The organism is Massilia sp. Dwa41.01b (genome assembly GCF_014171775.1).
Classification (GTDB): Bacteria; Pseudomonadota; Gammaproteobacteria; order Burkholderiales; family Burkholderiaceae_D; genus Telluria.
Window position 1 is genome coordinate 252,207 of sequence record NZ_CP050454.1, and the last position, 25,629, is coordinate 277,835.

General features: G+C 64.1%; 23 protein-coding genes and 1 pseudogene. 13 read left to right on the forward strand and 11 right to left on the reverse strand.

Annotation, left to right across the window (positions count from 1 at the left end):
- Positions 1 to 154: 154 nt before the first annotated feature.
- Together G4G28_RS01155 and G4G28_RS01160 are read right to left on the reverse strand one after the other, a co-directional pair.
- The gene (locus tag G4G28_RS01155) at positions 155 to 1,756 is read right to left on the reverse strand and encodes a catalase (RefSeq protein WP_182990539.1); all 1,602 of its coding nucleotides are present in this window, start codon (positions 1,754 to 1,756) and stop codon (positions 155 to 157) included.
- Between the two features lie 106 nt (positions 1,757 to 1,862).
- Complete coding sequence (locus G4G28_RS01160) at positions 1,863 to 2,348, reverse strand: asparaginase domain-containing protein (RefSeq protein WP_182990540.1); 486 nt, start codon at positions 2,346 to 2,348, stop codon at positions 1,863 to 1,865.
- Between the two features lie 140 nt (positions 2,349 to 2,488).
- Here G4G28_RS01160 and G4G28_RS01165 point away from each other — a divergent pair, with 140 nt between their 5' ends.
- Positions 2,489 to 3,244, forward strand: a complete 756-nt coding sequence (locus G4G28_RS01165; RefSeq protein ID WP_182990541.1) for an L-asparaginase — start codon at positions 2,489 to 2,491, stop codon at positions 3,242 to 3,244.
- Between the two features lie 146 nt (positions 3,245 to 3,390).
- Here the strand turns inward: G4G28_RS01165 and G4G28_RS01170 are convergent, their stop codons facing one another.
- Positions 3,391 to 4,377, reverse strand: coding sequence for a D-2-hydroxyacid dehydrogenase family protein (locus G4G28_RS01170; protein ID WP_182990542.1), 987 nt, complete (start codon positions 4,375 to 4,377; stop codon positions 3,391 to 3,393).
- Positions 4,378 to 4,726: 349 nt separating this feature from the next.
- Between G4G28_RS01170 and G4G28_RS01175 the strand changes: the two genes are divergently transcribed.
- Positions 4,727 to 6,595 (forward strand): phosphoenolpyruvate carboxykinase (GTP), encoded by a 1,869-nt coding sequence (locus tag G4G28_RS01175; RefSeq protein WP_182990543.1) that lies wholly within the window; start codon positions 4,727 to 4,729, stop codon positions 6,593 to 6,595.
- Between the two features lie 509 nt (positions 6,596 to 7,104).
- Positions 7,105 to 7,350, forward strand: a pseudogene (locus G4G28_RS28770) (TonB-dependent receptor plug domain-containing protein); the annotation flags it as partial.
- Positions 7,351 to 8,478: 1,128 nt separating this feature from the next.
- On the opposite strand, the gene G4G28_RS25000 reads toward G4G28_RS28770, so the two are convergent.
- Entirely contained in the window at positions 8,479 to 8,649 is a 171-nt protein-coding gene (locus G4G28_RS25000) for a hypothetical protein (protein WP_229425367.1), read from the reverse strand.
- Here G4G28_RS25000 and G4G28_RS01190 point away from each other — a divergent pair.
- Genes G4G28_RS01190 through G4G28_RS01195 form a run of 3 tightly spaced genes read left to right on the forward strand, consistent with a single transcriptional unit; the run spans position 8,648 to position 10,871 of the window.
- A complete protein-coding gene (locus tag G4G28_RS01190) occupies positions 8,648 to 9,643 on the forward strand; it encodes a TonB-dependent receptor domain-containing protein (protein WP_229507840.1) in 996 nt (331 codons plus the stop codon). The two genes, G4G28_RS25000 and G4G28_RS01190, sit on opposite strands and share 2 nt — an antisense overlap.
- 11 nt (positions 9,644 to 9,654) lie before the next feature.
- Positions 9,655 to 9,885, forward strand: a complete 231-nt coding sequence (locus G4G28_RS25005) for a hypothetical protein (protein WP_229507841.1) — start codon at positions 9,655 to 9,657, stop codon at positions 9,883 to 9,885.
- Positions 9,840 to 10,871, forward strand: coding sequence for a cyanophycinase (locus G4G28_RS01195; RefSeq protein ID WP_229507842.1), 1,032 nt, complete (start codon positions 9,840 to 9,842; stop codon positions 10,869 to 10,871). Before G4G28_RS25005 ends, G4G28_RS01195 begins: the two co-directional genes overlap by 46 nt.
- A gap of 12 nt (positions 10,872 to 10,883) precedes the next feature.
- Here the strand turns inward: G4G28_RS01195 and G4G28_RS01200 are convergent, their stop codons facing one another.
- Entirely contained in the window at positions 10,884 to 11,357 is a 474-nt protein-coding gene (locus G4G28_RS01200) for a shikimate kinase (protein WP_182990545.1), read from the reverse strand.
- Between the two features lie 113 nt (positions 11,358 to 11,470).
- On the opposite strand from G4G28_RS01200, the gene G4G28_RS01205 reads away from it, so the two are divergent.
- Positions 11,471 to 12,496, forward strand: coding sequence for a MerR family transcriptional regulator (locus G4G28_RS01205; protein WP_182991678.1), 1,026 nt, complete (start codon positions 11,471 to 11,473; stop codon positions 12,494 to 12,496).
- Positions 12,497 to 12,559: 63 nt separating this feature from the next.
- Here the strand turns inward: G4G28_RS01205 and uvrA are convergent, their stop codons facing one another.
- The gene (gene uvrA, locus G4G28_RS01210; protein ID WP_182990546.1) at positions 12,560 to 15,409 is read right to left on the reverse strand and encodes an excinuclease ABC subunit UvrA; all 2,850 of its coding nucleotides are present in this window, start codon (positions 15,407 to 15,409) and stop codon (positions 12,560 to 12,562) included.
- Between the two features lie 580 nt (positions 15,410 to 15,989).
- Between uvrA and ssb the strand changes: the two genes are divergently transcribed.
- Positions 15,990 to 16,490 carry a single-stranded DNA-binding protein gene (gene ssb, locus G4G28_RS01215; protein ID WP_182990547.1) on the forward strand — a complete coding sequence of 167 codons (501 nt, stop codon included), beginning with the start codon at positions 15,990 to 15,992 and terminating at the stop codon, positions 16,488 to 16,490.
- 115 nt (positions 16,491 to 16,605) lie between these two features.
- Here the strand turns inward: ssb and G4G28_RS01220 are convergent, their stop codons facing one another.
- The 3 genes from G4G28_RS01220 to G4G28_RS01230 all read right to left on the reverse strand — a co-directional run bounded on the left by G4G28_RS01220 (position 16,606) and on the right by G4G28_RS01230 (position 17,930).
- Positions 16,606 to 16,776, reverse strand: coding sequence for a hypothetical protein (locus tag G4G28_RS01220; RefSeq protein WP_183107951.1), 171 nt, complete (start codon positions 16,774 to 16,776; stop codon positions 16,606 to 16,608).
- Between the two features lie 135 nt (positions 16,777 to 16,911).
- Positions 16,912 to 17,208, reverse strand: coding sequence for a DUF1428 domain-containing protein (locus G4G28_RS01225; RefSeq protein WP_182990549.1), 297 nt, complete (start codon positions 17,206 to 17,208; stop codon positions 16,912 to 16,914).
- A 173-nt stretch (positions 17,209 to 17,381) separates the two neighbouring features.
- On the reverse strand, positions 17,382 to 17,930 hold the full coding sequence (locus G4G28_RS01230; RefSeq protein WP_182990550.1) for a glutathione peroxidase: 549 nt from the start codon (positions 17,928 to 17,930) through the stop codon (positions 17,382 to 17,384).
- A gap of 123 nt (positions 17,931 to 18,053) precedes the next feature.
- On the opposite strand from G4G28_RS01230, the gene G4G28_RS01235 reads away from it, so the two are divergent.
- Genes G4G28_RS01235 through G4G28_RS01250 form a run of 4 tightly spaced genes read left to right on the forward strand, consistent with a single transcriptional unit; the run spans position 18,054 to position 21,817 of the window.
- The gene (locus G4G28_RS01235; RefSeq protein ID WP_183107952.1) at positions 18,054 to 18,923 is read left to right on the forward strand and encodes an AAA domain-containing protein; all 870 of its coding nucleotides are present in this window, start codon (positions 18,054 to 18,056) and stop codon (positions 18,921 to 18,923) included.
- Positions 18,920 to 19,867, forward strand: coding sequence for a DEAD/DEAH box helicase (locus G4G28_RS01240; protein ID WP_183107953.1), 948 nt, complete (start codon positions 18,920 to 18,922; stop codon positions 19,865 to 19,867). Before G4G28_RS01235 ends, G4G28_RS01240 begins: the two co-directional genes overlap by 4 nt.
- A 2-nt stretch (positions 19,868 to 19,869) precedes the next feature.
- Positions 19,870 to 20,262, forward strand: a complete 393-nt coding sequence (locus G4G28_RS01245) for a hypothetical protein (RefSeq protein WP_183107954.1) — start codon at positions 19,870 to 19,872, stop codon at positions 20,260 to 20,262.
- Positions 20,195 to 21,817 carry a DNA/RNA helicase domain-containing protein gene (locus G4G28_RS01250; RefSeq protein ID WP_183107955.1) on the forward strand — a complete coding sequence of 541 codons (1,623 nt, stop codon included), beginning with the start codon at positions 20,195 to 20,197 and terminating at the stop codon, positions 21,815 to 21,817. The genes G4G28_RS01245 and G4G28_RS01250 overlap by 68 nt, the downstream gene beginning before the upstream one ends.
- Here G4G28_RS01250 and G4G28_RS01255 read toward each other — a convergent pair.
- Positions 21,814 to 22,860, reverse strand: a complete 1,047-nt coding sequence (locus G4G28_RS01255; protein WP_182990554.1) for a lysozyme inhibitor LprI family protein — start codon at positions 22,858 to 22,860, stop codon at positions 21,814 to 21,816. The genes G4G28_RS01250 and G4G28_RS01255 overlap by 4 nt on opposite strands.
- Before the next feature lie 641 nt (positions 22,861 to 23,501).
- On the opposite strand from G4G28_RS01255, the gene G4G28_RS01260 reads away from it, so the two are divergent.
- A complete protein-coding gene (locus tag G4G28_RS01260) occupies positions 23,502 to 24,692 on the forward strand; it encodes an MFS transporter (RefSeq protein ID WP_229425370.1) in 1,191 nt (396 codons plus the stop codon).
- A gap of 57 nt (positions 24,693 to 24,749) precedes the next feature.
- Here G4G28_RS01260 and G4G28_RS01265 read toward each other — a convergent pair whose 3' ends face one another.
- Positions 24,750 to 25,580 (reverse strand): AraC family transcriptional regulator, encoded by an 831-nt coding sequence (locus G4G28_RS01265; protein ID WP_182990555.1) that lies wholly within the window; start codon positions 25,578 to 25,580, stop codon positions 24,750 to 24,752.
- Positions 25,581 to 25,629 lie beyond the last annotated feature (49 nt).

The window sequence follows — 25,629 nt, forward strand, 5'->3', positions numbered from 1 at the left end:
TAGTGTTAACGCTAACCACATGCATTTGTTGGCCAGTTGCTCCCTCGGTTAACTCTGCGCAGCAATGCCGCCAACAATGATCACAGTTCCGCGTGGGCACGAGTGCCCACCCTACGTTAAAACGGACCCATTTGGGTCCGTTTTGCTTTGCTGCTTACTTCGCCCCCGCCACCTCGTCGCTCGTCGCCGGCTCGGCACTTGTCCCATCCGTCAACGTCGCTCCCTGGCGATTCGCGTGCGGCATCGGCTTGCCCGGCAACGGCGCCAGCGCCTTGGCCTTCTCGAGGTCGATGCCGGCCACTTGCGCCACGCGGCGGCCGTAGTCCTCGTCGCAATGCCACAGGTGCCACACCATGCGCAGCTGTACCGGCTCCGGGCAGGCTTTCAAGTCGCCGCCAACATTGTTCACCAGCTCGTCACGCTCCCAGTCCGCGAACGTGCGGTAGCGGTCGCCCGCCTGTTTGTAGTCGCTGCGGGTATTCGTGGTCTGGTAGCGGCCGAGATACCCTTCCACGTGCTGGTGGTACTCGCGCTGCGGCTTGGGCGCTTCCTGGGTGCCGCCCAGCAGGCTCGGCTCGTAGTTGATGTGCTTGTTCGCGCCGCTGTCGTCGACGACATAGGTCATCTGGCCGTCGCGCTGGTTGGTGCGCGGGCGTGCCCGCTCCTGGGGTGCGTTGATTGGCAGTTGCAGGTAGTTGGGCCCGACGCGGTAGCGCTGCGTGTCGGAATAGGAGAGGGTGCGGCCCTGCAGCATCTTGTCGTCCGAAAAGTCGATGCCGTCGACCAGCACGCCGGTGCCGAAGGCGGACTGTTCAGTCTCGGCAAAGACATTCTCGGGATTACGGTCGAGCACCATGCGGCCGACCGGCAACAGCGGGAACTGGTCTTCCGGCCAGCGCTTGGTATCGTCCAGCGGGTCGAAGTCGAGTTCGGGATGCTCGCCGTCGGCCATGATCTGTACGCAGAATTCCCATTCCGGATAGTCGCCGCGTTCGATCGCCTGATACAGGTCGCGGGTGGCGTGGCTGGTGTCGTGCGCCTGGATCTCGGCGGCCTGGGCCGCGGTCAGGTTGCGCACGCCCTGCCGTGGCTGCCAGTGGAATTTCACCAGGTGGGCCACGCCCTGGTCATTCACCAGCTTATAGGTGTTGACGCCCGAACCTTCCATCTCGCGGTAGTTCGCCGGGATGCCCCATGGACTCTTGACCCAGGTGACCATGTGCAGGGCTTCGGGAGAATTGGCGACGAAGTCGTAGAAGCGCCAGGCTTCCTGCTGGTTGGTGACGGGGTCGGGTTTAAAAGCGTGGATCATGTCCGGGAACTTGATGGCATCGCGGATGAAGAAGACCTTCAGGTTATTGCCGACCAGGTCCCAGTTGCCCTCGACTGTTTTCAGTTTGACCGCAAAGCCGCGCGGGTCGCGGGCCGTTTCCGGTGAATCCTTGCCGCCGATAACGGTCGAGAAGCGCACGAAGACGGGCGTCTGCACCCCGGTTTCATTCAGTACGCGCGCGCGCGTGTACTTGCTGGCGGGCTCGTCGCCGATCTTGCCGTAGGCTTCGAAATAGCCGTGGGCACCGGTGCCGCGTGCATGCACGACGCGCTCGGGGATGCGTTCGCGGTCGAAATGGGTGATCTTTTCAATGAACTGGTAGTTCTCGAGCGTCGCCGGACCGCGCTCGCCGACGGAACGCAGCGACTGGTTGTCGCGCACGGGGTGGCCCTGGCGCGTGGTCAGGATGGGACGGTCGGACATGGCACTCTCCTCGCGGTTCATAGGAGAGAAAAGTATAGGAAGTTTGCCGATGGGGCAGCGCTCTGCTGCCCCGTGGAATATCTATTTGTGTGTTTGAGTCCGCTTGCTAGAGCGGCTGGAAGACGCCGGCCGCACGGTTCTTCGTCACGTTGTCCCAAGTAAACACCTGGCCGTTCATGCCGACGTATACACCCGGCGGCAGGGTCTGGGCGACGCCGCAGGCGAAACCGAGGTTGAAGAGGGCGTCGGAATTGGCGATTTCATAGGGAATCATGGCGCCGGTCAGCACGATCGTCTTGCCGAGGCTGGCAGCGCCGAGCACGGCGGCCGTTTGCGGCATGGTGTCGGTGCCGTGCACGATGACGATGGCTTTTTCGGTTGCCGCCTGGCAGGCTGCCAGTACGCGCTCGCGGTCGGCATCCTGCATGTCGAGCGAATCGAGCAGGGGCAGCACTTCCAGCGCGACAGGAATCGTCATGCGCGCACGCTGCAGGACGGCCGGCATGTGGCTGTCTGCAAAGCCGAGCACACCGTTGAGTTCATTGTAGTGTTTGTCGAACGTGCCGCCGGTGGCGATGAGTCGCAAAGTCATATCGGTTTATAAACGCAGTAAAAAAAGGTGGGTAATGATAGCCGCAAATGGGTGTGTATCCATATGTGACTAGGCTAGAATCAACCGGATCGGATGAGTAGACTCCTCTTTTCTCCAGGCATTGCCCTACCTAATTTCCCATGAAAGCCGTTGCTCCAGGTACCGTTATTTTCCACCGACATCGCGGGTATGGCGTGATCACCCACGTCAACCTGCTGACCGGCTGGATCTCCGCACGCTTCGGCAACGAAGCGCGTGCGCTCGATTTGAACCTGTCGACCGATGAAGTCCAGCACGCCGACGGCGAAGCGATCCTGTTCCGCCGTACGCCGCCGGACCGCATGCCCCATGCGCGCCTGATGGCTGTCGTGCGCGAACTGCACAAGGCTGGCTACCAGAAGCTGTACCTGTATTCCTGGCCCAAACCGTCGGGCCTGCACTGGCGCTGGCATCTGTTTACCGGGCAGCGCAACTGGATGCAGCGTTCCTGGCGCGAAGGCTGGTACGGTTCCGGCGCCGAATACAACAATAACCCGGTGATGGGCTGGGGCGATTTGCCCGGCGCCAGCACCGATGAACTGATCCATGCACTGGCGAAGTTCGACCCGCAGGGTCTGGCCCAGGCCCTGGGCCGCGACGAAGACCACACTGCCTGGTTTGCCGATGTTTGCGAGCAACTGCTGCCGGGCTACATGTATAGCCTGAACATGGAAAGGCCACCTGGTGGCGGCCTGATCGAGGCGCCACCGGTGCCGGTGGTGCCGGTACGCGCCGGCGTGAAGCCGTATGCCGGTCCCGCCATCGGTTGGCCGCCAGGCTGGGCGGGGCTGTGGACGGGTACCCACGTGATGCCGGCGCGGCGCATCAACCTGACGGGCGAGCCGGAGCTGCGCTGAACCGTAGGGTAGGCGGGGAGAACAGTCCAGCGGACTGTTCTCCCCGCCTACGCGTTCAACGCGAGTTGATCGGGCAGCGACCCATTTGATTACCGGCTCTGCAAACGCCCGTTGAACGCGTGGGCAGAATCTGCCCACCCTACGTCCTACCTCAACGCCTCGGGATTCAATATGTTGCTTGGTTCGCCCGCGGCAAAATTCACGATATTCTCGAACGCCGCCCTGAAATACATCTCGTAACTATCCTGCTCGACATAACCCAGGTGCGGCGTGGCCAGTACGGTCGGGATGCGCAGGATGGGCGCATCCGCGGCCAGCGGCTCGTTGGCGAACACGTCCACCGCCGCGCTGCCGGGTATGCCGCGATGTAAGGCTTCCTCGAGCGCGCCCTCTTCCACCAGTTCCGCCCGGCTCGTGTTGACGAACAGCGCGTCCGGCTTCATGCGCGCCAGGTCGGCCGCCGTGACGAGGCCGCGGGTGGCTTCCGCCAGCCGCAGGTGCAGCGTCAACACGTCGGCCTCGGCGAAGAATGCTTCCCGTGATGCAGCCGCCTCGAAACCATCGGCCACCGCCGCCTGACGGCTTGCTTCGCTTCCCCACACCAGCACGCGCATGCCGAAGGCCTTGCCATACCCGGCTACCAGGCGCCCGATCTTGCCGTAGCTCCAGATCGCGAGCGTGCGTCCCTTGAGCACCCGTCCCAGGCCGTTCAGCGCGGCATTGAAGGAGGCGCTCTGCCAGGTGCCTTCCTTCAGGTTATTCGCATAAGGCACGATCTTGCGGCTGGCTGCCATGATCAGCGCCCAGGTGAGCTCGGCCGGGGCCGTTGGCGAGCCGACGCCTTCGGCAATGGCGATGCCACGCGCCGTCGCGGTGGCCACATCCACATGCCCGCTGACCTTGCCGGTCTGCGAAATCAGCCTCAGGTTCGGCAATTTGTTCAGCAGCGCGGCCGGGAAGGCAGTGCGCTCGCGGATCAGCACCAGGGCATCGAACGGTGCCAGGCGGATGGCCAGCTGGCCGAGGCCGCGCGTCGAATTGTTGAACACCTTGACCTCGTGGCCGTCCAATATTTTGTAACAGTCGAGACCGGGCACAGCGTTCTGGTAGTCGTCAAGAATGGCTATTTTCATGGAAATTGAGCGAAGTTATGGATGAGCGCGTAAAGGAATAACGGGTTCGCGCGGAATCGAAGTAGCCCACTACAAAAGTCAACTATATTTCCTACATTTTTCGATCGGAACAGCTTGAATCGCCGTTTTACAGGTGTACAATCGGCCGAATCTTAAGGGTTTGACACCATCAAAGTGTATATCAACCCCCGCTGTATCGTTCCACCCAGCCTCGCCCGCGAGGCCATCGACATGACCGCCGTACCGCCGCTTCCGCTGGCGAACCTGGGATGCCGTAGCCATCCCCGCAGACGACGATCCTGCCGTGCCGGGACAAGAAAGAATTCTTAATTGGCATTGGAGGTACCACATGAACCAGCCCGTGATGGGCGGCGTCGCCGCACTGAACGCCCCTGCTTACATCAAACACCAGAAGCTCCTCAATTGGGTCGCGGAAATCGCCACCCTGACGAAGCCTGACGCCATCTACTGGTGCGACGGCTCCGAGGAAGAGTACGACCGCCTGTGCGCACAGATGGTCGAAGCCGGTACGATGAAGCGCCTGAACCCGGCAAAACGCCCGAATTCCTACCTGGCGCATTCCGATCCGTCGGATGTGGCACGTGTCGAAGACCGTACCTATATTTGCTCGGCAACGAAGGAGCAGGCTGGCCCGACCAACAACTGGATGGACCCGGCCGAAATGCGCACCACCCTGAACGGCCTGTTCGACGGCTGCATGGCTGGCCGCACGCTGTACGTCGTGCCGTTCTCGATGGGCCCGCTCGGTTCGCCGATCGCCCACATCGGCGTCGAACTGTCCGATTCGCCCTATGTCGCGGTGAACATGCGCATCATGACGCGCATGGGCAAGGCCGTGTACGACGTGCTGGGCGAAAGCGGCGAGTTCGTGCCCTGCGTGCACACCGTCGGCATGCCGCTGTCTGCCGGCCAGCAAGACGTGCCATGGCCATGCAACAGCACCAAGTACATTGTCCACTATCCGGAAACCCGCGAAATCTGGTCCTTCGGCTCGGGCTACGGCGGCAATGCGCTGCTCGGTAAAAAATGCTTCGCGCTGCGCATCGCCTCGAACATGGGCTACCAGGAAGCGCAAGCCGGCGGCACCGGCTGGCTGGCCGAACACATGCTGATCCTGGGCGTGGAATCGCCGCAAGGCGAGAAGAAATACGTCGCCGCCGCCTTCCCTTCGGCCTGCGGCAAGACCAACTTCGCCATGCTGATCCCACCGAACTCGTTCAATGGCTGGAAAGTCACCACCATCGGCGACGACATCGCCTGGATCAAGCCGGGCGCCGACGGCAAGCTGTACGCGATCAATCCGGAAGCCGGCTACTTTGGCGTGGCCCCGGGCACCAATGACAAGACCAACTCGAACTGCATGCTGTCGCTGCGCGAGAACGTCATCTTCACCAACGTCGCGCTGACCGATGATGGCGACGTCTGGTGGGAAGGCATGACCAAGGAAGCGCCAGCCCACCTGATCGACTGGCAGGGCAAGGACTGGACCCCGGCCTCGGGCACCAAGGCTGCCCACCCGAACGCGCGCTTCACCGTCGCCGCGACGCAGAACCCGGTGATCGATCCGGCCTGGGACGATCCGGCCGGCGTGCCGATCTCGGCCTTCATCTTCGGCGGCCGCCGTTCCACCACCGTGCCGCTGGTGACCGAAGCGCGCGACTGGGTCGAAGGCGTCTACATGGCAGCAACCATGGGCTCCGAGACCACCGCCGCTGCTGCTGGCCAGATGGGTGTCGTGCGCCGCGATCCGCTCGCGATGCTGCCGTTCATCGGCTACAACATGAGCGATTATTTCCAGCACTGGCTCGATCTCGGACGGAAAGTCGCGGAGAAGAACCCGGCCGCGCTGCCGAAGATCTTCTGCGTCAACTGGTTCCGTACCGACGAGTCCGGCAACTTCGTGTGGCCGGGCTATGGCGAGAACATGCGCGTACTGAAGTGGATCCTCGACCGTGCCCAGGGCCAGGCCGAAGGCGGCACCCAGCACCTGTTCGGCACCTCGCCGAACTATGGCGACCTGAACTGGGACGGCGTCGACTTCACCCAGGAGCAGTTCAACCAGATCACCTCGATCGACAGGGACGCCTGGCGCGAAGAGCTGAAACTGCACACCGAACTGTTCGAGAAGCTGGCTTACCACCTGCCGCAAGAGCTGGTGGCGACCAAGCAGAAGCTGGAACAGCAGCTGGCGCAATAAAATTTCTGAGGAGGGCGGCCGTGTCATGCGGCCGCACATAAAAAAGGCAGTGCCATATGGCGCTGCCTTTTTTTATGGGCGGGCGCCGGCATGGCCGCAGGGACATCCTTGCGCGTTTTTCATGCAAGGTGGATGGATCGAGACATTTTTCCAAATTCATGTTGAGCCTGCAACAGAACATGCATTACATTTGGAAATAGTTAAAAGAATTGCACGAAAGCACTGCGAACAGAGACACGTCGAGAACAATCCTGCGCCACCACCTGAGGGAGCAATGCATGAGCAAGCAACAATCGAATACCTTGCGGCCAACCATCCTGGCCTCGAGCATTGTCGCCGCACTGGTTTTGTTGGCGAACCAGGCGGTTGCACAGACGGAGACGACAGGGCAGGCCGCGCCGGCGGAACCGAAAATACAGCGGGTGCTGGTCACGGGCTCCTCGATCAAGCGGCTCGACAGCGAAGCGGCGCTGCCGGTGGAAGTGATTTCGCGCGAAACCATCGACAAGATGGGCGTCACCACCGCGGCCGAACTGGTGCGCAACATCAGCGCCAACACGGCGCCCCTGACGGACGGTCCCAGCATTTCGGACAGCACCTCGGGCCAGCGCGGCATGAACAGCGCCAACATGCGCGGCCTGGGCGTGTCGTCGACACTGGTACTGCTCAACGGCCGCCGCCTGGCCAACTTCGCCTCCCCCGGCGACAATGCCGGCGTCGACCTGAACAACATCCCCGCCGGGGCGATCCAGCGTGTCGAGGTATTGAAGGACGGCGCCTCGGCGATCTACGGCACCGACGCCATCGGCGGCGTGATCAATTTCATCACCCGCAAGGACTATACGGGCATCGACCTGGCCGCCTCCGCCGCGGGCACCCAGCATGGCGGCGCCGGCAAACGCACCGCCAGCCTCAGCGCCGGCTTCGGCGACCTCACGACCGATCGTTTTAACGTGTTCGGCGTGCTCGACTTCCAGCAGCTCGACCGCCTGCGTTCGCGCCAGCGCAGCTTCATCGCTGAGCGTGCCCTGGCCACCACGCTGCCGGCGCAAATGTCGAGCAATACCTTCCCGGTCAACGTCGATATCTCGAGCGCCCAGCGCGCCGCGCTGATAGCCGCGGGCCTGCTGCCGGCGGGCAGCACGGTCAGCCGGATCAACCCGAGCGCACCTGGATGCAATCCGCCCGCCACCGTGTATGCCGAGAAGGGACCAGGCGGGGCGGCGGGCTGCAGCTACGACTACATGGAAGACACCGAGATCTATCCGGACTCGCGCAAGATCGGTTTCATCGGCCGCGCGACTTACCAGCTCGACGCCAACAACCAGCTCTTCGCCGAGCTGGTGCAGACCGAAGCGAAGAGCAAGTACGTGCTGTCGCCGAACCCGGTCCGCATCCGCAACCTGCCGGTGAGTATCCTGCCCGAGGCCTATCGCCGTGCGTTGACGGGCCCAGGCCTGCCCGACACCTTCAGCGGCATCCGCTACCGCATGCAGGAAGCCGGCAACCGCAGCAACGAGGTCAGCAGCGAAGGCCAGCGCCTCGTGCTCGGTGCCAGCGGCAACCTGGCCGGCTGGGACTACGACCTGGCGCTGGCGCGCGCCGAAAACCGCAGCACCGACAAGTATGTCGATGGCTACGTGCTGTTCGACCAGTTTGACGCCGCCGTGCGCAACGGCACGATCAACCCCTTCGCACCCTCGTCCCAGGCGGGCATCGACCTGATCAACAGCATCAAGATCAACGACGAAGCGCGCAAGGCGAAAGGCATCTCGACCTCGATCGACGGCAAGATGTCGCGTGCGCTGGCCACGCTGCCCGGCGGCGAGCTGGCCATCGCCATCGGCGGCGAATTCCGGCGCGAGCACCAACTCTTCACGCCATCAAGCCTGCTGCAGTCGAACAACATCGCCGGCGACCGCGACAGCACGGTGCCGGCCGGCGAGCTGCTCGAAGTCGAGACGGCGGACAACAGGCGCCGTGTGGGCTCGGTCTTCACCGAACTGAATGCGCCCTTCACGAAGGAACTGGAAATGCAGTTCGCGCTGCGCCATGACCGCTACAGCGAAGTGGGCGGCACCACCAATCCGAAGATCGGCCTGCGCTGGCAGCCGAACGCGGTTCCTGCTGCTGCGCGCCTCGGCCGGCACGGGTTTTCGCGCGCCGTCGCTGTCCGACCTGAAGCGTCCGACCATCTTCGGCACCTCGGCCGGCATCCTGACCGACCCGCAATGCGTGGCGCAGGAAGGCAGCATCGATACCTGCACCGATCAGTGGAACGTCGAGCGCCGCTCGAACCCGGATTTGAAGCCGGAGAAATCGCGCCAGTTCACGCTTGGCACCGTGGTCGAACTGAACAAGCGCAGCAACTTCTCGATCGACTACTGGAACATCGAAAAGCGCGACGTCATCAGCACCCTGGGCGAACAGGTCATCATCGAGAACCCGGCCGCCTACAACGGCAAGTACATCGAACGCGACGAGGACGGCTTCATCTCGAACATCCTCCTGATGAAGGAAAACCAGGGCCGCCTGAAGACCTCGGGCATCGACCTGGCCGCCGACTGGCGCAGCGAGCGCGGACCCTGGGGACGCTTTGGCCTGAGCCTGTCGGGCACCCGCATCCTGCGCTACGACCGCCAGTTCGGCCCAGCCGAGCCCTACCGCAGCAACCTCGGCGTCTTCCTGAACGACCAGGCGATCCAGAAGTGGCGCCACCGGATCAACCTCGAGTGGGACAGCGGTCCGGTCAGCCTGACCCTGGCGAACCAGTATTCGTCCAGCTATACCGACCAGAACACGACCTACGACCCCTACACCGACGAGCTGCTGGCGCCGAACAAGGTGAAGTCGTATTCGCTGTGGGACCTGACCGGCAGCTGGGCCATCAGCAAGCACCTCAAACTCCGCGCCGGCGTGCTGAACCTGCTCGACAAGGATCCGCCGTTCTCGAACCAGGCCTATTTCTTCCTGGCCGGGTACGACCCGAGCTATACGGATCCGCGCGGGCGCAGCGGCTTCGTCAGCCTGAACTATTCGTTCCGCTAGGGAGCCGGGGGATGTTCAGGGGAGTTGCTTTTTCGCTGGCGCTGGCGCTGGCCGGCCTGGGTGGCACGACGGGAGCCGCGGTCGCGGAAGCGCCCAAGGGTTCGCTGGTCATCATCGGCGGCGGCTTGCGTGCCGAGAACGCCGCGGTCTGGGACAAGATCGTGGTACTGGCCGGCGGCAGGGGGCGCGCATCGCGGTGTTCCCGACCGCCGCCGAAAATCCCGAGCGCGAAGGCGCCCTGACTGTTGCCAACCTGAACCGCCACGGCGCGCAAGCCGTCGTGGTGCCGATCGCACCGCGCCTGGCGGGGCGCTATGTGCGCAAGGTGGCCGAGGACCCGGCGCTGGCGGCCTTCGTACGCAGCGCCGGCGGTGCCTTCTTCACCGGCGGCGACCAGGCGCGCATCACCGGCGCGCTGCGGCGCCCGGACGGCAGCAACAGCGCGGTACTCGACGCGCTGTGGAGCATGTACCGGCGCGGCGGCGTCATCGCCGGCACCAGCGCGGGCGCGGCCATCATGAGCAGCACCATGTTCTTCGATCCGCCCCCCGATGTCGCGCCGCTGTTGAAGCATGGCGTGGTCGAGGGCAAGGACATCGCCCCGGGGCTGGGCTTCATCGGCGACGATATCTTCATCGACCAGCACCTGCTGGCACGCGGCCGCTTCGCGCGCATGCTGCCGGCGATGCTGAACAAAGGCTACACGCTGGGCCTCGGCATCGACGAGGACACGGCCGCGGTGGTGGCGCCTGACCGCCAGGTGACAATGATCGGCCGCACCGGCGCCATCGTGCTCGACCTGAAGGGCGCCACGACGGACAAGGCGCAGCCGCAGTTCAACCTGTCGAATGCGCGCATCAGCTACCTGGACAACGGCGACCGCTTCGATCTGGTCAAGCGCAGTTTCCAGCATGGTACCGGCAAGGAAGCGGTCGACAAGACCCGCCCCGAACATCGCGCTGCGCTGTTCTATCCCGATATCCTCGGCAATACCGCGGTGCTCGACCTGCTCGTCAAACTGGTCGACAGCGACTTGCAGCGCGCCGTCGGCCTGGCCTTCGAGGGGCCGGCCAGCGCCGCGCCGGAACGCGGTTTCGAATTCACCTTCACTCGCATGCCCGACAGCGGGGAATACGTCGCGAACCGCGAGGACGCCTATTCCATCTACCGCATCCGGATGGACGTGCGGCCGGTGCGCATGGCGCAGCCCTTGTATACCGCCGAATAGCGGCGGCGCTCCTCAGAGCGCGGTCACCTCGGTCTTGTTGCCGTCGAAGCGGTCGAACAAGTGCCGGTGGCAGGCATACGACATCGCATCGTCGCGCTCGTAATAGCCCGCCACCCAGTCCAGCAGGAAAGGCAGTTTGCTCTGCTGCGCTTCCATCGAGTCGTACTTGTGCGGCTCCCACGGACGGCGGCGGTTGTTCTCCAGGTAGATTTCTCGCCCCGGGTTCATGAACACCAGTTCGGAACACCAGGGCAGCGCCGCTTCGACCAGGTCGCCGTAGCAGCCTTCCGCCACCCAGCTGCCGTGCGCGTGGACGAAGGCCAGCAGGTCGGCCTGTACCTGCTGCGGCGCGCGCGGCACGGCGATCTGCCCCGGCTCCCACACGATGGTGTCCAGGTCCAGGTGCGCCAGATCGTGCTGGGCGGCCAGTGCTTTCGCCCGGTACGAGTTGCCCGAGCCCGAGTTGCCAATAATGAGTAAGCGCATATCGTCGTGTATGTGATTTCCGTCGGGTATTAATATTACTTGTTTCAGGGAGTGCTTGACCCTCACGCGGCGTGAGGCCCGAGCATGGTTGCACGCATGAAGAGGAGAGACCGATGCTGTTGAAAATTGGCGAACTGGCAAAACGCACCGGCCTGACGGTGCGCACGCTGCACCATTACGACGACATCAAACTGCTGTCCCCTTCGGCGCGTTCCGATGCCGGCTACCGGCTGTATAACGAGGCCGACCTCGCCCGGCTGCACCGCATCCTGGCATTGCGCGGCTTCGGCATGGCGCTGGCCGACATCGCGAGCTATCTCACCGGAACCGACCTGCCGCTGGCTGCCATCGTCGATCGCCAGATCGCCGTATTGAGCAGCCAGATCGACGGCGCCAGCCGCCTGCGTATGCGTTTGCAACGCCTGCGAGGGCAGCTCGCCGACCGGCAGGAACCGGATCCGGCCGACTGGTTGACAACCCTGGAGCAGATGACGATGTACGACAACTATTTTACGAAGGACGAACTGGAGCAATTGCCGCTGTATCAGCGGCTCGATGAGGTCGAGGGCGAATGGAAGGCGCTCGTGGCCGAGGTGCGCGGCTTGCTCGATGGCGGCGTGGCACCAAACGACCCTCGCGCAAGGGAACTGGCGCAACGCTGGATGGCGATGGTCAACCGCGACACGGCGGCCAATCCGGTCCTGTTCGCCAAACTGAATGCGATGCACGAGCAGGAAGCCGCGGTGCAGGAGCGTACCGGGATCACGCCTGCCGTGATGGCTTTCGTGCAAGCGGCCTCCAAGGAGAACCAGCTGGCTGTCTTCGCTCGCTATCTGGATGAGGAAGAGCTGGCCTTCATGCGCGCCAACTTTGGCAAACGCGCCAGCGAGTGGCCGCCGCTGTTCGCCCGCGTGCGCACGGCGATGGATGCGGGATGTGCACCCGACTCGCCGGAAGGGCAGGCGCTGGCACGGGAGTGGTATGGCCTGTTCCGCTCGTTTGCGGGAGACGATCCGGCAACGCAACGCAAGATTCGCCAGGCGCTGGAGAACGAGCCGGCGCTGCAGGTGGGCGGGATGGTGGATGCGCGCATGCGCGGGTTTATCCGGGCGGGGCTGGAGTCCTTGCGGGCAAGTTAGCAGCTGTAACGAGGTCAAAAAAAAGCAGAGCCGCAGCTCTGCTTTTTCATTTCCTGGCTCTGCTTACTGCTTCAGCAACGGCCCCAGGTATTTGCCGGTGACGCTGGCTGGATTCTTCGCCACCTGTTCCGGCGTGCCCGTCGCGACGATCTTGCCGCCGCCGGCGCCACCTTCCGGACCCAAATCGACGATCCAGTCCGCCGTCTTGATCACGTCGAGGTTGTGCTCGATGATCGCCAGCGTATTGCCCTGGTCGCGCAGGCGGTGGATCACTTTCAGCAGCAAGTCGATGTCGGCAAAGTGCAGGCCCGTGGTCGGCTCGTCCAGGATGTACAGGGTACGTCCCGTATCGCGCTTGGACAACTCCAGCGACAGTTTTACGCGCTGCGCCTCGCCACCGGACAAGGTCGTGGCGCTCTGCCCCAGCTTGATGTAGCCGAGGCCGACATCGAGCAGGGTCTGGAGTTTACGGGCAATCACCGGCACCGGCTTGAAGAACTCGTGCGCGTCTTCGACCGTCATCTCCAGCACTTCGGTGATGCTCTTGCCCTTGTAGTGCACTTCGAGCGTTTCGCGGTTGTAGCGCTTGCCGTGGCAGACGTCGCAAGGCACGTACACGTCCGGCAGGAAGTGCATCTCGACCTTGATGACGCCATCGCCCTGGCAGGCTTCGCAGCGGCCGCCCTTCACGTTGAACGAGAAGCGTCCGGCCGAGTAGCCGCGTTCCTTGGCCGTCGGCACCGTCGCGAACAGGTCGCGGATCGGGGTGAACACGCCGGTATAGGTGGCCGGGTTCGAGCGCGGGGTGCGGCCGATCGGTGCCTGGTCGACGGAAATGACCTTGTCGAAGTGTTCTAATCCAAAAATCGCGTCGTGCGGCGCCGGTTCCGTCTGCGCGCCGTACAGGTGGCGCGACAGGGCCGGATACAGCGTGTCGTTGATCAGCGTCGATTTGCCCGAACCGGACACGCCCGTCACGCAGGTCATCAGGCCGACCGGCAGCGTCAGGGTTTCGCCTTTGAGGTTGTTGCCGGTCGCATTCGTGATCACCAGCTGGCGCTCCGGATTGGCCGGGGTACGCTTTTTCGGCACGGCGATCTTGCGGCGGCCGTCCAGGTACTGGGCCGTCACCGAATGCTCGTTCCGCATGATCTCTTCGAGCGTACCCTCGGCGATGATCCGGCCGCCGTGCACGCCCGCCCCGGGACCCATGTCGACGATGTAGTCGGCGGTACGGATCGCATCTTCGTCGTGCTCGACCACGAGCACGCTGTTGCCGATGTCGCGCAGGTGTTTCAGGGTCGCGATCAGGCGGTCGTTGTCGCGCTGGTGCAGGCCGATCGACGGCTCGTCGAGCACGTACATGACGCCGGTCAGGCCGGAACCGATCTGCGAGGCCAGGCGAATGCGCTGGGCTTCGCCGCCCGAGAGGGTATCGGCACTGCGGTCGAGCGACAGGTAATCGAGGCCGACATTGTTCAGGAACTTCAGGCGCGCCGTGATTTCCTTGATGACGCGCTCGGCGATGTCCTTCTTGGCGCCGGTCAGGACCAGCGTTTCGAAGAACTCCAGCGTTTCGCGCAGCGGACGGTCCGACACCTCATAGATCGCGCGCTGCTGGGCGCCCTGGCCGATCTTGACGAAACGTGCTTCCGTGCGCAGGCGCGCGCCGTCGCAGGCCGGGCATTTCTTTTCGTTGATGAATTTGGCAAGTTCTTCCTTCACCGCCATCGAATCGGTTTCGCGATAACGGCGCTGCAGGTTGTTCACCACGCCTTCGAAGGTGTGCTCGCGGATCACGGTGCGGCCGCGCTCGTTCACATAGGTGAACGGAATCGCGGTCTTGCCGGAACCGAACAGGACCGCGTCCTGCGCCGTCTTCGGCAGTTTGTCGTAGGGCGTGTCGAGGTCGAATTCGTAATAGGCCGCCAGGTTCGACAGCATCTGGAAATAGAACTGGTTGCGGCGGTCCCAGCCTTTCACTGCACCCGAGGCCAGCGACAGGTTGGGGAAGGCGACGATGCGCTTCGGATCGAAGAACTCGATGTGGCCCAGGCCGTCGCACTGCGAGCAGGCGCCCATCGGGTTGTTGAACGAGAACAGGCGCGGCTCGAGTTCCTGCAGCGAATAGCCGCAGACATTGCACGCGAACTTGTTGGAGAACACGGTCGACTGCTCGGTGTCCATCTCGTAGGCGACGGCGCGGCCGTCGGCCAGGCGCAGCGCGGTCTCGAAGCTCTCGGCCAGGCGCTGCTTGATTTCCGGGTTCACCTTCACGCGGTCAATGACGACGTCGATCGAGTGCTTTTCGGTTTTTTTCAGCTTCGGCAGCTCGTCGATCTCGTAGATCTTGGCCGGGTTGACGCCGCTCTGGATGCGGAAACGCACGAAGCCTTGCGCCTGCATGCCCGCGAACAGATCGCTGTGCTCGCCCTTGCGGCCGGCCACGACCGGCGCCAGGATCATCAGCTTGGTGCCTTCCGGCATGGCCAGCACGGAATCGACCATCTGCGACACGGTCTGCGCCGCCAGCGGCTCGTGCGGGTGGTCCGGGCAATACGGGGTGCCCACGCGTGCGTACAGCAGGCGCAGGTAGTCGTGGATTTCGGTGACGGTACCGACGGTGGAACGCGGATTGTGCGAAGTCGCCTTCTGCTCGATGGAAATCGCCGGCGACAGGCCCTCGATCAGGTCGACATCCGGCTTTTCCATCAACTGCAGGAACTGGCGCGCGTAGGCCGACAGCGACTCGACATAGCGGCGCTGGCCTTCGGCATACAGGGTGTCGAAAGCGAGGGAAGACTTGCCCGAACCCGACAGGCCCGTGATGACGATCAGCTTGTTGCGGGGCAGGTCAAGGTTGATGTTCTTCAGGTTGTGCGTACGGGCACCGCGGATTCGAATTTCTTCCATTAAGTTTTGGCAGGCTTTCAATAAGTTGTGCGGACCGCGCAAGACGCCTTGATGAGCGGCGTTGTCGCGACCGGCGGGCCAGTCTGGGGAATCTGTTAGTTTAACGCTTTTTCGCACTGGCTGTACATGCATCCAGTACTATTCGGGTAGCATGTGTACCAGCGATGCCAGCCTGGCATGCCCATGCGACATGCCGGGCGCAGGCTGGAACGAACCGGTCTGGCCTATGTGGGCCGATCGGCGTGCGCTTCAATGACAAACTGTTCAGGAACTGAAAATAATTCTAGGGGGACGCAGCGTAGCGTGGCGTTCGGTAGCCAGGCGGCATGTCCCTTTGTGCATGGATCAGGTCGCAAAAGAAGCTTGGCTGGACCATGCGCGCGGCATAAAAATGCTTGATTCAACGCAAAAAATCCACTTTAAGAAGTGGGCGGCTGGCCTCATAATAGCGTGCTGAAACACCCGGAGCGTCTAACAAAACCTTCATGGCTGCATGAACGTTCTGTTAGGCGCTCCCCGTTCCCTGGCGCTTAGTCAAGTTGCAGAGCCAGGGCTCACATCATCCTGAAGGAGTCTTACCATGGCATCAGTCAACAAAGTCATCATCGTCGGCAACCTCGGCCGCGATCCGGAAATCCGCTACATGCCGAGCGGCGACGCCATCGCGAACATCGCGGTCGCTACCTCGTTCAAGTCGAAGGACAAGAACACCGGCGAGCAGAAAGAGCTGACCGAATGGCACCGCATCTCCTTCTTCGGCCGTCTCGCTGAAATCGTCGGCCAGTACCTCAAAAAAGGTTCGTCGGTCTACGTCGAAGGCCGCCTGCAGACCCGCAAGTACACGGATAAAGACGGCATCGAGCGTTACGCTACCGACATCATCGCCGAGAACATGCAGATGCTGGGCGGCCGCCAGGGCATGGGCGGCGGCAACGACATGGGCATGGACGACGGCGGCGGCTACGACGCGCCGCCACAGCGTTCTGCCCCGCGCCAGGCCCCGCCGGCCCCGGCAGCCCGTCCGCAGCCACAGCGTCCGGCACCGAACTTCTCGGACATGGACGACGACATTCCGTTCTGATCGGATTGCGCATCGCCTGAACAAAAACGAAGCCTGCGGGCTTCGTTTTTTCGCCTGTGCCTGCGGGCGTGCGGCGTTTGCGGAAGGTGCCCGCCTGCGCCCGCCTGTCAGCGCGCTAACTGGCCGACCCGACGAGCGTATCGCGCCGCAAGCGCAGCGGCGCATGCGGCGTGCGGATGCCCGACGCCATGCCCCAGGCCGTCGCCCAGCGCAGCGCCTTGTCGGTTGCCGGGCCGAAAGGCCTGGCAGCGGCAGCACGGGCAAGTGCCAGCGACATGCGCTTCATCGCGTACAGCTTTCGTGGGGAGGCCTTCTTCAACATGAGGCCAGCTTACTGCGCGCGGCCGTCCCTCACCGTGCCCTGCCTAACCCTCATCGATGCTCTATCCGATGCGCATAGCCATGTTCCCTGCCGCAGCCCTCAGGCGTCCACCACCATCTCGAAGCCGCCGATCATCATGCGCTTGCCGTCGAAGGGTATGTTTTCGGGTTTCATGAACTCGGCCATGCGCGGGTCGTCCATGACTTTCGCGTTGACCTCATCGCGCCTGGCGCGCGAGGGATAGACGATCCAGGAAAAGACCACGAGTTCGCCATCGCGCAAATCGACGCTCTGCGGGAACGAGGTCAGCTTGCCCGGCTTGACGTCGTCGGCGACGCACTCGCGGAACTCCTGGGCGCCGAACTCGCGCCAGATCGCGGCGCAGCGTCTGGACATGTCCAGGTAGGCGTCGAGCTTGTCTTTCGGAACGGAACCACGAAACCATCGACATAGGCCATGACGTTCTCCTTTTATAAGGGTGTTCGTCAGACCTCATCGGCCGCGATCCATTCCGTGATGCCCTTTGTGGCGCCACAAAGGGCGTGATGCCCTTTGTGGAAGCGTTGCGCTCAGCCCAGTGCCGCCTCGATCGCCGCCACCAGCGCCGGATCGTCCGGTTTCACGTCCGGCGCGAAGCGGGCCAGCACCTGGCCGTCGCGGCCGACGAGGAATTTCTCGAAGTTCCACATGATGTCGGTTGGATTCTTCGGGCTCAGGCCGTGCTGGGCCAGTTTGGCGCCGAAAGTACTTCCTTCCGCCTGGCGTGCCTGCGGCTGGGCCGCAACGAGTTCCTGGTAGAGCGGGTGGCGTGCCTCGCGGTTCACCTCCACCTTTTCGAACATCGGGAAGCGTACGCCGTAGTTGCGCTGGCAAAAGTCTGCAATCTCGGCCTCGGAGCCCGGTTCCTGGGCGCCGAAATCGTTGCACGGAAAGCCGAGCACGACCAGGCCGCGTTCCTCGTAGCCCTCGAACAATTTTTCCAGGCCGGCGTACTGCGGCGTCAGGCCGCATTGCGATGCAACGTTGACAATCAACATGACCTTGCCGCGGTAGTCGCCCAGGGTCGCCGGCTGGCCTTCGAGGCGGCGCAGCGGGATGTCGAACAAAGTGGTGCTCATGTGGTCGGTCCTCATTATGCAGAACGCCTATCCTACCGCGTGATGGAAAACCGTGCCGGCGGCGCCACGCCCGGCCCTGAAGCTGCTTGACGGCAGCGCACGCGGCATCTTATAAGCCTCCGTGTGAAACAGGACGCCAGCACATCGCCGCAGCAGGAAGACAAAAAAGCCGCACAGGGCGCCGCACGTGCACGCCGCTACGCGCGCCTGCTTGACGGCCTGCGCGGTTTTGTGGCGCGCGAGCGCGCCGCGGCCCAGGACAGGCTGGTCGAGGCCTGGCGCCAGCCGCTGGCCGACCGCCTGGCGAAGGGCGCGTCGCAACGCTTCCTGCGCCTGGAAGCGGGTCCGGTGAGTGGCACCGTGTGGGCCTATCCCGATGAGGGCGAATCGCGCTTTCGCGAAGGCGACTTGGTGTGCCTGCACGGCGGCTCACCGCTGGTGGACATGCTGGCGCGCGAAGCGGCTTTCGAGATGGAAGAGGAGGGCCGCTGGCTGCTGCGGCTGCGCCATGCCGGCAGCGTGCTGAAAGCGGTCGGCGAACAATCCTGCTATGCCGACCCGGACGATTATGACCTGTCGCGCTATTACGACGAGGTGCTGGACGATATCGGCGAAACCCTCCCGCCCTCGCGCGCACACCGCCACCTCATGCCTCTGCTTGATGGGCGCATCAACAGTGCATTCGACCCGCGCGACTTCGAGGAAGCGGAAAGCATCGCGCTGGCGGAGGGCCTGAACGCGGCCCAGGCCGAGGCGGTCGGCAAGATCGCCGCGGCCGAGCAGGTCGCCTGCGTGCAGGGCCCGCCCGGCACCGGCAAGACCCGGGTACTGGCGCTGGCCGTACGCCTGCTGGCCGCGCGCGGCGAGCGGGTGCTGGTCACCTCGCACACCCACATGGCAATCAACAACGCGCTGAACAAGATCGCCGCCCGGGCGTACCGACGGCGAAAATCGGCCGCGAGACCCGGGGCACGGCGCTGGAACCCGGCGTGACCAGCGTCGACAGCTTCGCCGCCTGGCATGGCCGGCCGATGGATGGCGGCTACGTGGTCGGCGCCACGCCCTTCGCCACCTGCGGCTACCGCCTGGAGAATTGCGAGTTCGACACCGTCGTGTTCGACGAAGCGAGCCAGGTGACGCTGCCGCTGGCGCTGATGGCGATGCGGCGCGGCGCACGCTTTGTCTTCATCGGCGACCAGAAGCAGCTGCCGCCGGTGCTGCTGGCGCGCTCGATCCTGGACGATATTCCCGGCTCGATCTTCGCCAAGCTCACCCTGCACAACGTCGACAGCGTGATGCTGACCGATACCTATCGCCTGAACCGCGAATTGACGGCCTGGCCGAGCGCCTCCTTCTATGGTGGGCGCCTGCGCGCGGCCGGTCCGAACCGCGAACGCAAGCTGGCCTTGCACCCGCGCAGCGACGGCGACCCGTACGACGCGGTGCTGCGCGATCCGGCCAGCCTGGTGTTCATCCCGACGCTCGACGACGCAGCGCGCAGCCGCAACCCGCTTGATGCGCAACTGGTCGCCGGCCTGTGCGCGGCCGCCCTGGAGGGTGGCTTGCAGCCGCACGAGATCGGCATCGTCACGCCCTTCCGTGCGCACGGCCGCACGTTGCGCAACGCCCTTGTCGAGCAGTTCGGCTGGCACACGGCGCGCGCGATCGTGGCCGACACCGTCGAGCGCATGCAGGGCCAGGAACGCGAATTGATCATCCTGTCGCTGGCGACGGGCAGCCTGCGCTTCCTGGCGGCGATCGCCGGGTTCTTTTTCCAGCCGGAGCGCCTGAACGTGTCGGTCACGCGCGCGATGACGAAACTGGTGATCGTCGGTCCCGAGCTGCCGCCGGATTTCGTCGCGGTCGACGAGCACCTGGCGCGCCACCTCGCGCTGTATCGCGGGCTGCTCAAGCAAGCGCGCCACATCGGCATCTAGCGATGGCCCTTTTCATTCCGGAATGGACCCGCGCCAGCGGGCGCCAGTTGCAGATCAAGCGTGTATTGAACGGGCTGGACGACGCGACCAGCGTGCGCAAGGTGCTGCGCGAGGGCAGCGCCGCGCCCGAGCTGTTTATCGAGCACCTTGAGCGCGGCTGGCTGGCGCTGGCTACTGTGGACACTCCCTTCGACGCGCTCGACGCCGGCCAGCTGTTCGCCCGGAAGCCCGTGCGGCTTTCGACGCCCAGCTGGCCGCCTGGCGCGCCGCCTGCCCGCCGGCTTGCCGCAGCTGGTGATCCTGTGGGCCTGCAGCGAAGACGACACCATGCTGCTGGCGCGCCAGCTGGGCGACCTGCCCGGGCTGCGCCTGCTGTCACGCGAACGTTTTATTGAACGCGGCGCGCCGGGGCTGGCGGCGCTGCAGCGGCCACTCGACCCGCAAGACGAGGACGCCTTGCGCACGCGCCTGTTCCCCGAGTCGGCGCTGCCGCTGGTGCCGGTGGCGCGGCGCCGCTTCCGGCGCGACAACCTGGCCAGCCTGGGCGGGCTGTTCCTCGATCCGCAGCAGGAATGGGCAAGCAAACTCGACCTGGAGCTTCCGCAAGAGCAGGCGCAGGCGGCAAGCGATTTGCACGTGCGCCTGGTGAACGGCGTCGCCGGTTCCGGCAAGACCCTGATTGCACTCAGCCGGGCCTTGCTGCTGGCCGAGATGCGCCCGCACGAGCGCATCCTGGTCCTGATCCACAACACGCCGATCGTGGCGGATGTGCGCGAGCGCCTGCACCGCAGCCGTGGCGGCTTGCCCGCCAACCTCGAGATCGCGACCTATTCCGCCTGGGTGCACCGCCAGTGGCGCCGCCTGTACCGCGCGCCGCTGCAGATGCCGGGCGATCCGCAGCATCTACCCGGCCTGGTGCGCAGCTTGCGCGTGCGCTGGCCCGAACTGAAATTGAGTGAAGCCCAACTGATCGAGGAGTTCGACTTCCTCAACGAGTTGCTCGTCGCCAGCGAAGCCGAGTACATGGACACCAGCCGCGCCGGCCGCGGGTTTTCGCTGCGGGCGAAGGAGCGCGCCGAGGTCTGGCAGCTGTTCGCGGCGGTCACCGGCGCGCTGCGCGCCGACGGCTTGCGCATGTGGAGCGCGGTTGCCACCGAGGTGTGCCGCGCCGGCTCGCATGCGGCGCTCGAGCGCTATGCCCATATCCTGGTCGACGAGGCGCAGTTCTTCGCGCCCTCCTGGTTCCACACGGTGAAACTGGCGCTGGCGCCAGGCGGGCGCCTGTTCCTCTGCGCCGATCCGAACCAGGGCTTCATGAAAAGCCGCCTCAGCTGGCGCAACGCCGGGCTGGACGTGAGTGGGCGCACCAAGAAGCTGCTGCGTTCCTACCGCACCACCCAGGCCATCCTGCACACGGCGGGGACCTTGCTGGCGCGCGCGGTACAAGCCGACCCGGAACATTACCTGGAGCCGGATTTTACGGACATGGAGGAGGGCGCCGCGCCGATCCTGCTGCGCGTGGACAGCCCGCAGGACGCGGTCGACCGCGCCGTCAACGAGATCGTCAGCCTGGCGCAGACCCACGGCTTGCCGCTGTCGGCCTTCCTCGTCATCTATGGCGGCGACACGCCGAAGCACCTGCTGTACAAACGGCTGTGCCGTGCGCTCGGGGTGGAGCGGATCTGGTGGCTGAACAAGGACAAGAAGCAGCCGCCTGGCGGCTATGGTCCCGATTACCTGCGCCTGGCGAACCTGGAGACGGCGACGGGCCTGGAAGGTGGCGCCGTATTCCTGCTGGGGATGGAGAGTCTGCTGGCCGGAGGAGGGGAGAGCGAAAGCGATGCGCGCAAACTCTATATGGCGATGACGCGCGCCAGCCACCGCCTGGTGGTGCTCAGCACGGAAGAGCTGCCGCTCGAATCGCGCGCGCTCTTCCGGGTTGGGGATTAGCGCCCGGCGGCGGCGTTGTCGAGCTCGGTCAGCTGCTCCATGCGGCGTGCGGTCAGCATGGCGCGCCAGGTGGCACCCGGTACCTGCGGATGGCGAATCGAGCCGAACAGTTCGAAGGCGTCGCGGTAGGCCAGCCAGGCACGATGGGTCTTCTCGACGCCGGTCTTGCGGATGCTGCCGAGGTAGGAATTGCCGGCCGGCCGGGTCAGCATGAACTGGCGGTAGGTCGCGTTCATCTTCTCGTCCAGACTGGCGAACTCGGCTTCCGAAAAACGCTGCAGCTTGCCGGCCTCGGCAGCCAGGACGTCGGCGGCGAACATGTCCAGTTCGGCGGCCTGGGCGTCGAGCTGCAGCGAGCGGGTGGCACCGCTGCTGCTGTCGGTCTCGTAGTCGACCCGGTGCTGGGCGAAATAATGCACGGCCTTGGTCGCCATCTCCAGGCCCAGCTGCTCCTTGGCGTTCCAGTTGCGGCTGAGGGCGGCCAGCTGGGCGCCGCGCGACTTGTCGCGCTGGCGCTCGCGCATGGCGGCGCAGTGTCCGCGGCTGTCGGCGCTGGCGACGTCGTCGCAGACGTCGAGCGGGGCGCCGTCTTCTCCGCTGGCGCGCCGCCGCAGGTGCTGCACCCGGCTCTTCATCTCGTCGACCGGACTCTGGATGCTGCAGGCGTATTTCAAGGCCAGGTCGAAGCGCGGCGTCATGGCCACGCCGTTGGCATACAACATCATCAAGACCCCATTCGCATTGGTGCGGGCCGCGCAGGCATGTACGCGTTCCCAGTCGGCCTTGCCGGGTTCAGGCATGTTCAGCGTGTCGTAATAGAGAGAAGCGGCATCGCAACGCTTGCCGTCGGCTTGCCCCCTTGGTGCATGTTCGCGCGGCATGCTCAGCGCACGCACGCGCATGCACTGGCGGTACCAGTCGGCACCCCGCATGACTTCCGGCGGCGCGCCATAGACGTTGGGATAGGGCGCCGCCAGGGCCGGATCGGCCAGCAGGCTTGCCAGGACGCTGACCAGCAGCGGCAAACGGTACGCACGGGACATCGCGCTCTCCTCGAAAAAGTTTCCGTGTGGAAGCTTTAACGCTACCGCGTGCATGGATTGAGGATGGTGACATTACGCAATGGCGCGGGTTTGCTGACCTGGCACAAGGTTATTGCCGCGTTCGCCAAGTACATGCGCGATGCGAACTGCTCTTTCCTTCCGCCTTGTGAAATATTTTGGTGCTCTGCAATAAGAAAACCTTCCCGGCTTAACTGTTATTCGGTTTTCTTATTACCGTTATATGGCGTTGAATTGCACAGCGTGCGGGGCTATTGGCAAGGCCTGGCAACAGTCTTTTACACTCAAACGCACAAAAATGGATCGTCTGCATTCAATAGTTTTAACAGGTGGTGATGCCCTGTTAATTGTTAATTCCTTGAGTGTGAACGTGACGCAACGCGTATAAATTTTTTCCGCATGGAAAATGAAAAACCGCGTCAGACCCCGTAAAATTGCCTCCCATCAGCTTCCTGACGCCAACTTTTTTTCGGTTGGCGTTTGTTTTTTCTGCCCCAGTTAGCAGTCAGTTACGAACGGCAGAGCAGCAAAAAATAATTTCTTCCGGTTAGAAACTTTTCTGACGAGAACGAACTCTTAAGAAACATCTGCCGCACAAGCACTTACAAATAATTTCATACCAAATGCAAACTTCTGTTCCAGCCGTTTCCGCTCCGACCACCGCCACTGCCGCCGTATCGCGCCGCAGCAAAGTTGTCGCACAAGTTCAGCAACTGTCGCTGCCGGTGATGTTCGCCGTGTTCGGCGTGATCATGGGTTCGTGGGCCGGCCGCATCCCGGCCATGGCGTCGCGTCTGAATATTTCGCACGCATCGCTGTCGATGGTGCTGCTGTGCGGCGGTGTCGGCGCACTGCTGTCCTTCCCGGTCTCGTCCTTCCTGATGGGCAAGTTTGGCGCCCGTAAATCGCTGCTGATGTCGGGCCTGGCCCTGCTGGCCGTGCTGGTGGCAATTGGTATCGCCCCGACCGTAGAGACCCTGATGGGTGCGGTGCTGATGCTGGGCGTTACCGCCAGCACCTATGACGTCGCCATGAACTCGGCCGCGAGCAAGCGCGAAAAAGCCACTGGCAAGTCGGAAATGTCGATGCTGCACGGCCTGGCCTGCGCCGGCGGCCTGGCGGGCGCGACCCTGGGCAGCCTGATGGCCGGCCTGAAAGTCGCTCCGGCGATTCACTTCATGATGGTTGCCGGTCCGATGGCCGCGATCCTGTTCGGTGCCTACCAGGTGCTCGATATCAGCGACGACATCGAAAAGGTCGAAAAGAAGAAGTTCGCCCTGCCGCGCGGTCCGCTGGCACTGCTGGGTCTGCTGGGTTTCCTGGGCTCGATGTCGGAAGGCAGCATCGCCGACTGGAGCGGCGTGTTCCTGAAAGAACACTTCAAGGCCACCGACGGCCTGGCGCCGCTGGCCCTGTCGTGCTTCTCGGTGATGATGCTGGTCTCGCGCCTGGTTGGCGACAAGCTGAAGGCCCGCTTTGGTGCCCAGCGCCTGATCGCCACCGGTGCTCTGGTCTCGGCTGCCGGCCTGTTCTTCGCCGTACTGGCACCGAATGCGCACTTCGCACTGGGCGGTTTCGCTGTCGCCGGCCTCGGCCTGTCGCTGCTGTTCCCGTTCGTGTTCAGCGCCGCCGGTGCCCAGGGCCCGGTCGCCCTGGCCGGCGTGGCCAGCATGGCCTACAGCGGCACCCTGATGGGCCCGCCAGTCATCGGCGCCATCGCCCAGCACGTGGGCATGCAGATGGCCATTGGTTATGTCGGCGTGCTGTCGCTGGTGATCGCTTTCGTGGCCAGCCGTACCCGCCTGTTGAAATAAGCTGCTTCGCGAGCGTCCCGCAGCACCTGTGACGCTCTCCCCGCCTTCAGCGCCGGATCACGTATCCGGCGTTGCCTCTTTCAGCCACTGCCGTGGCGACCTTCCCACCAGTCCGGTGAACGCCCGCGTGAACGCGGGCGCACTCGTATAACCGGCTTCGCTGCTGACCACCTTGACCGGCATGCCCTGGCGCAGCAGCTCCTGCGCCAGGCCGATGCGCCAGCGCGTCAGGTATTCGCCCGGCGGCATCCCCACCACGTTGCGGAAGTGTTCGGTAAAGCGGGCACGCGACATGCAGGCTTCGCGGGCCAGGGTTTCGAGTTGCCAGGGTTCGTTCGGGCGGGCATGGATCGCGCCCAGCGCCAGCGCCAGCTGGCGGTCCGCCAGGCCGGCCAGCAGGCCGATCGACAGCTGGCCGTGCTCGAATTCGTGGCGCAGCACCTGGATCATCAGCACGTCGCACAGGCGGTCGAGGATGACCTCGCGCCCCTGGCTGTTGGCGGAGGCTTCGGCGAACAGCAGTTCCAGCGTGTGGTGCAGGGCCGGCATGCCTGCCAGCGGCACGTGCAGGCGTTCCGGCAAGGCGCGCGCGAGCGGATTGTCGCCGCCGTCGGCAAAGCTGATGTCGGCGCACAGCAGGCCGGCGCTGGCGCCATCGGCCACTTCCAGCGAGTGCGCACTGCCGCGCGGGTAGAACACCATGGCGGGTGTGTCCACACGGAGGGGCGGCAAGCCATCCTGGCGGAAGATCACCGGGCCGCTGCGCACCAGGTGCAGCTGCCCGGACGCCGGGTTCTCCGCAAAGGTGTTGGCGTCGCAGAAGACGCCATTGAAGAACACCCGGGCATGAAACGAATAGCGGCCGACCAGCGACGAAATCTTGTCCATAAGCTCCATTCAGACTATTGGCAGCCTATTCTGGACGATCCGCTATCCT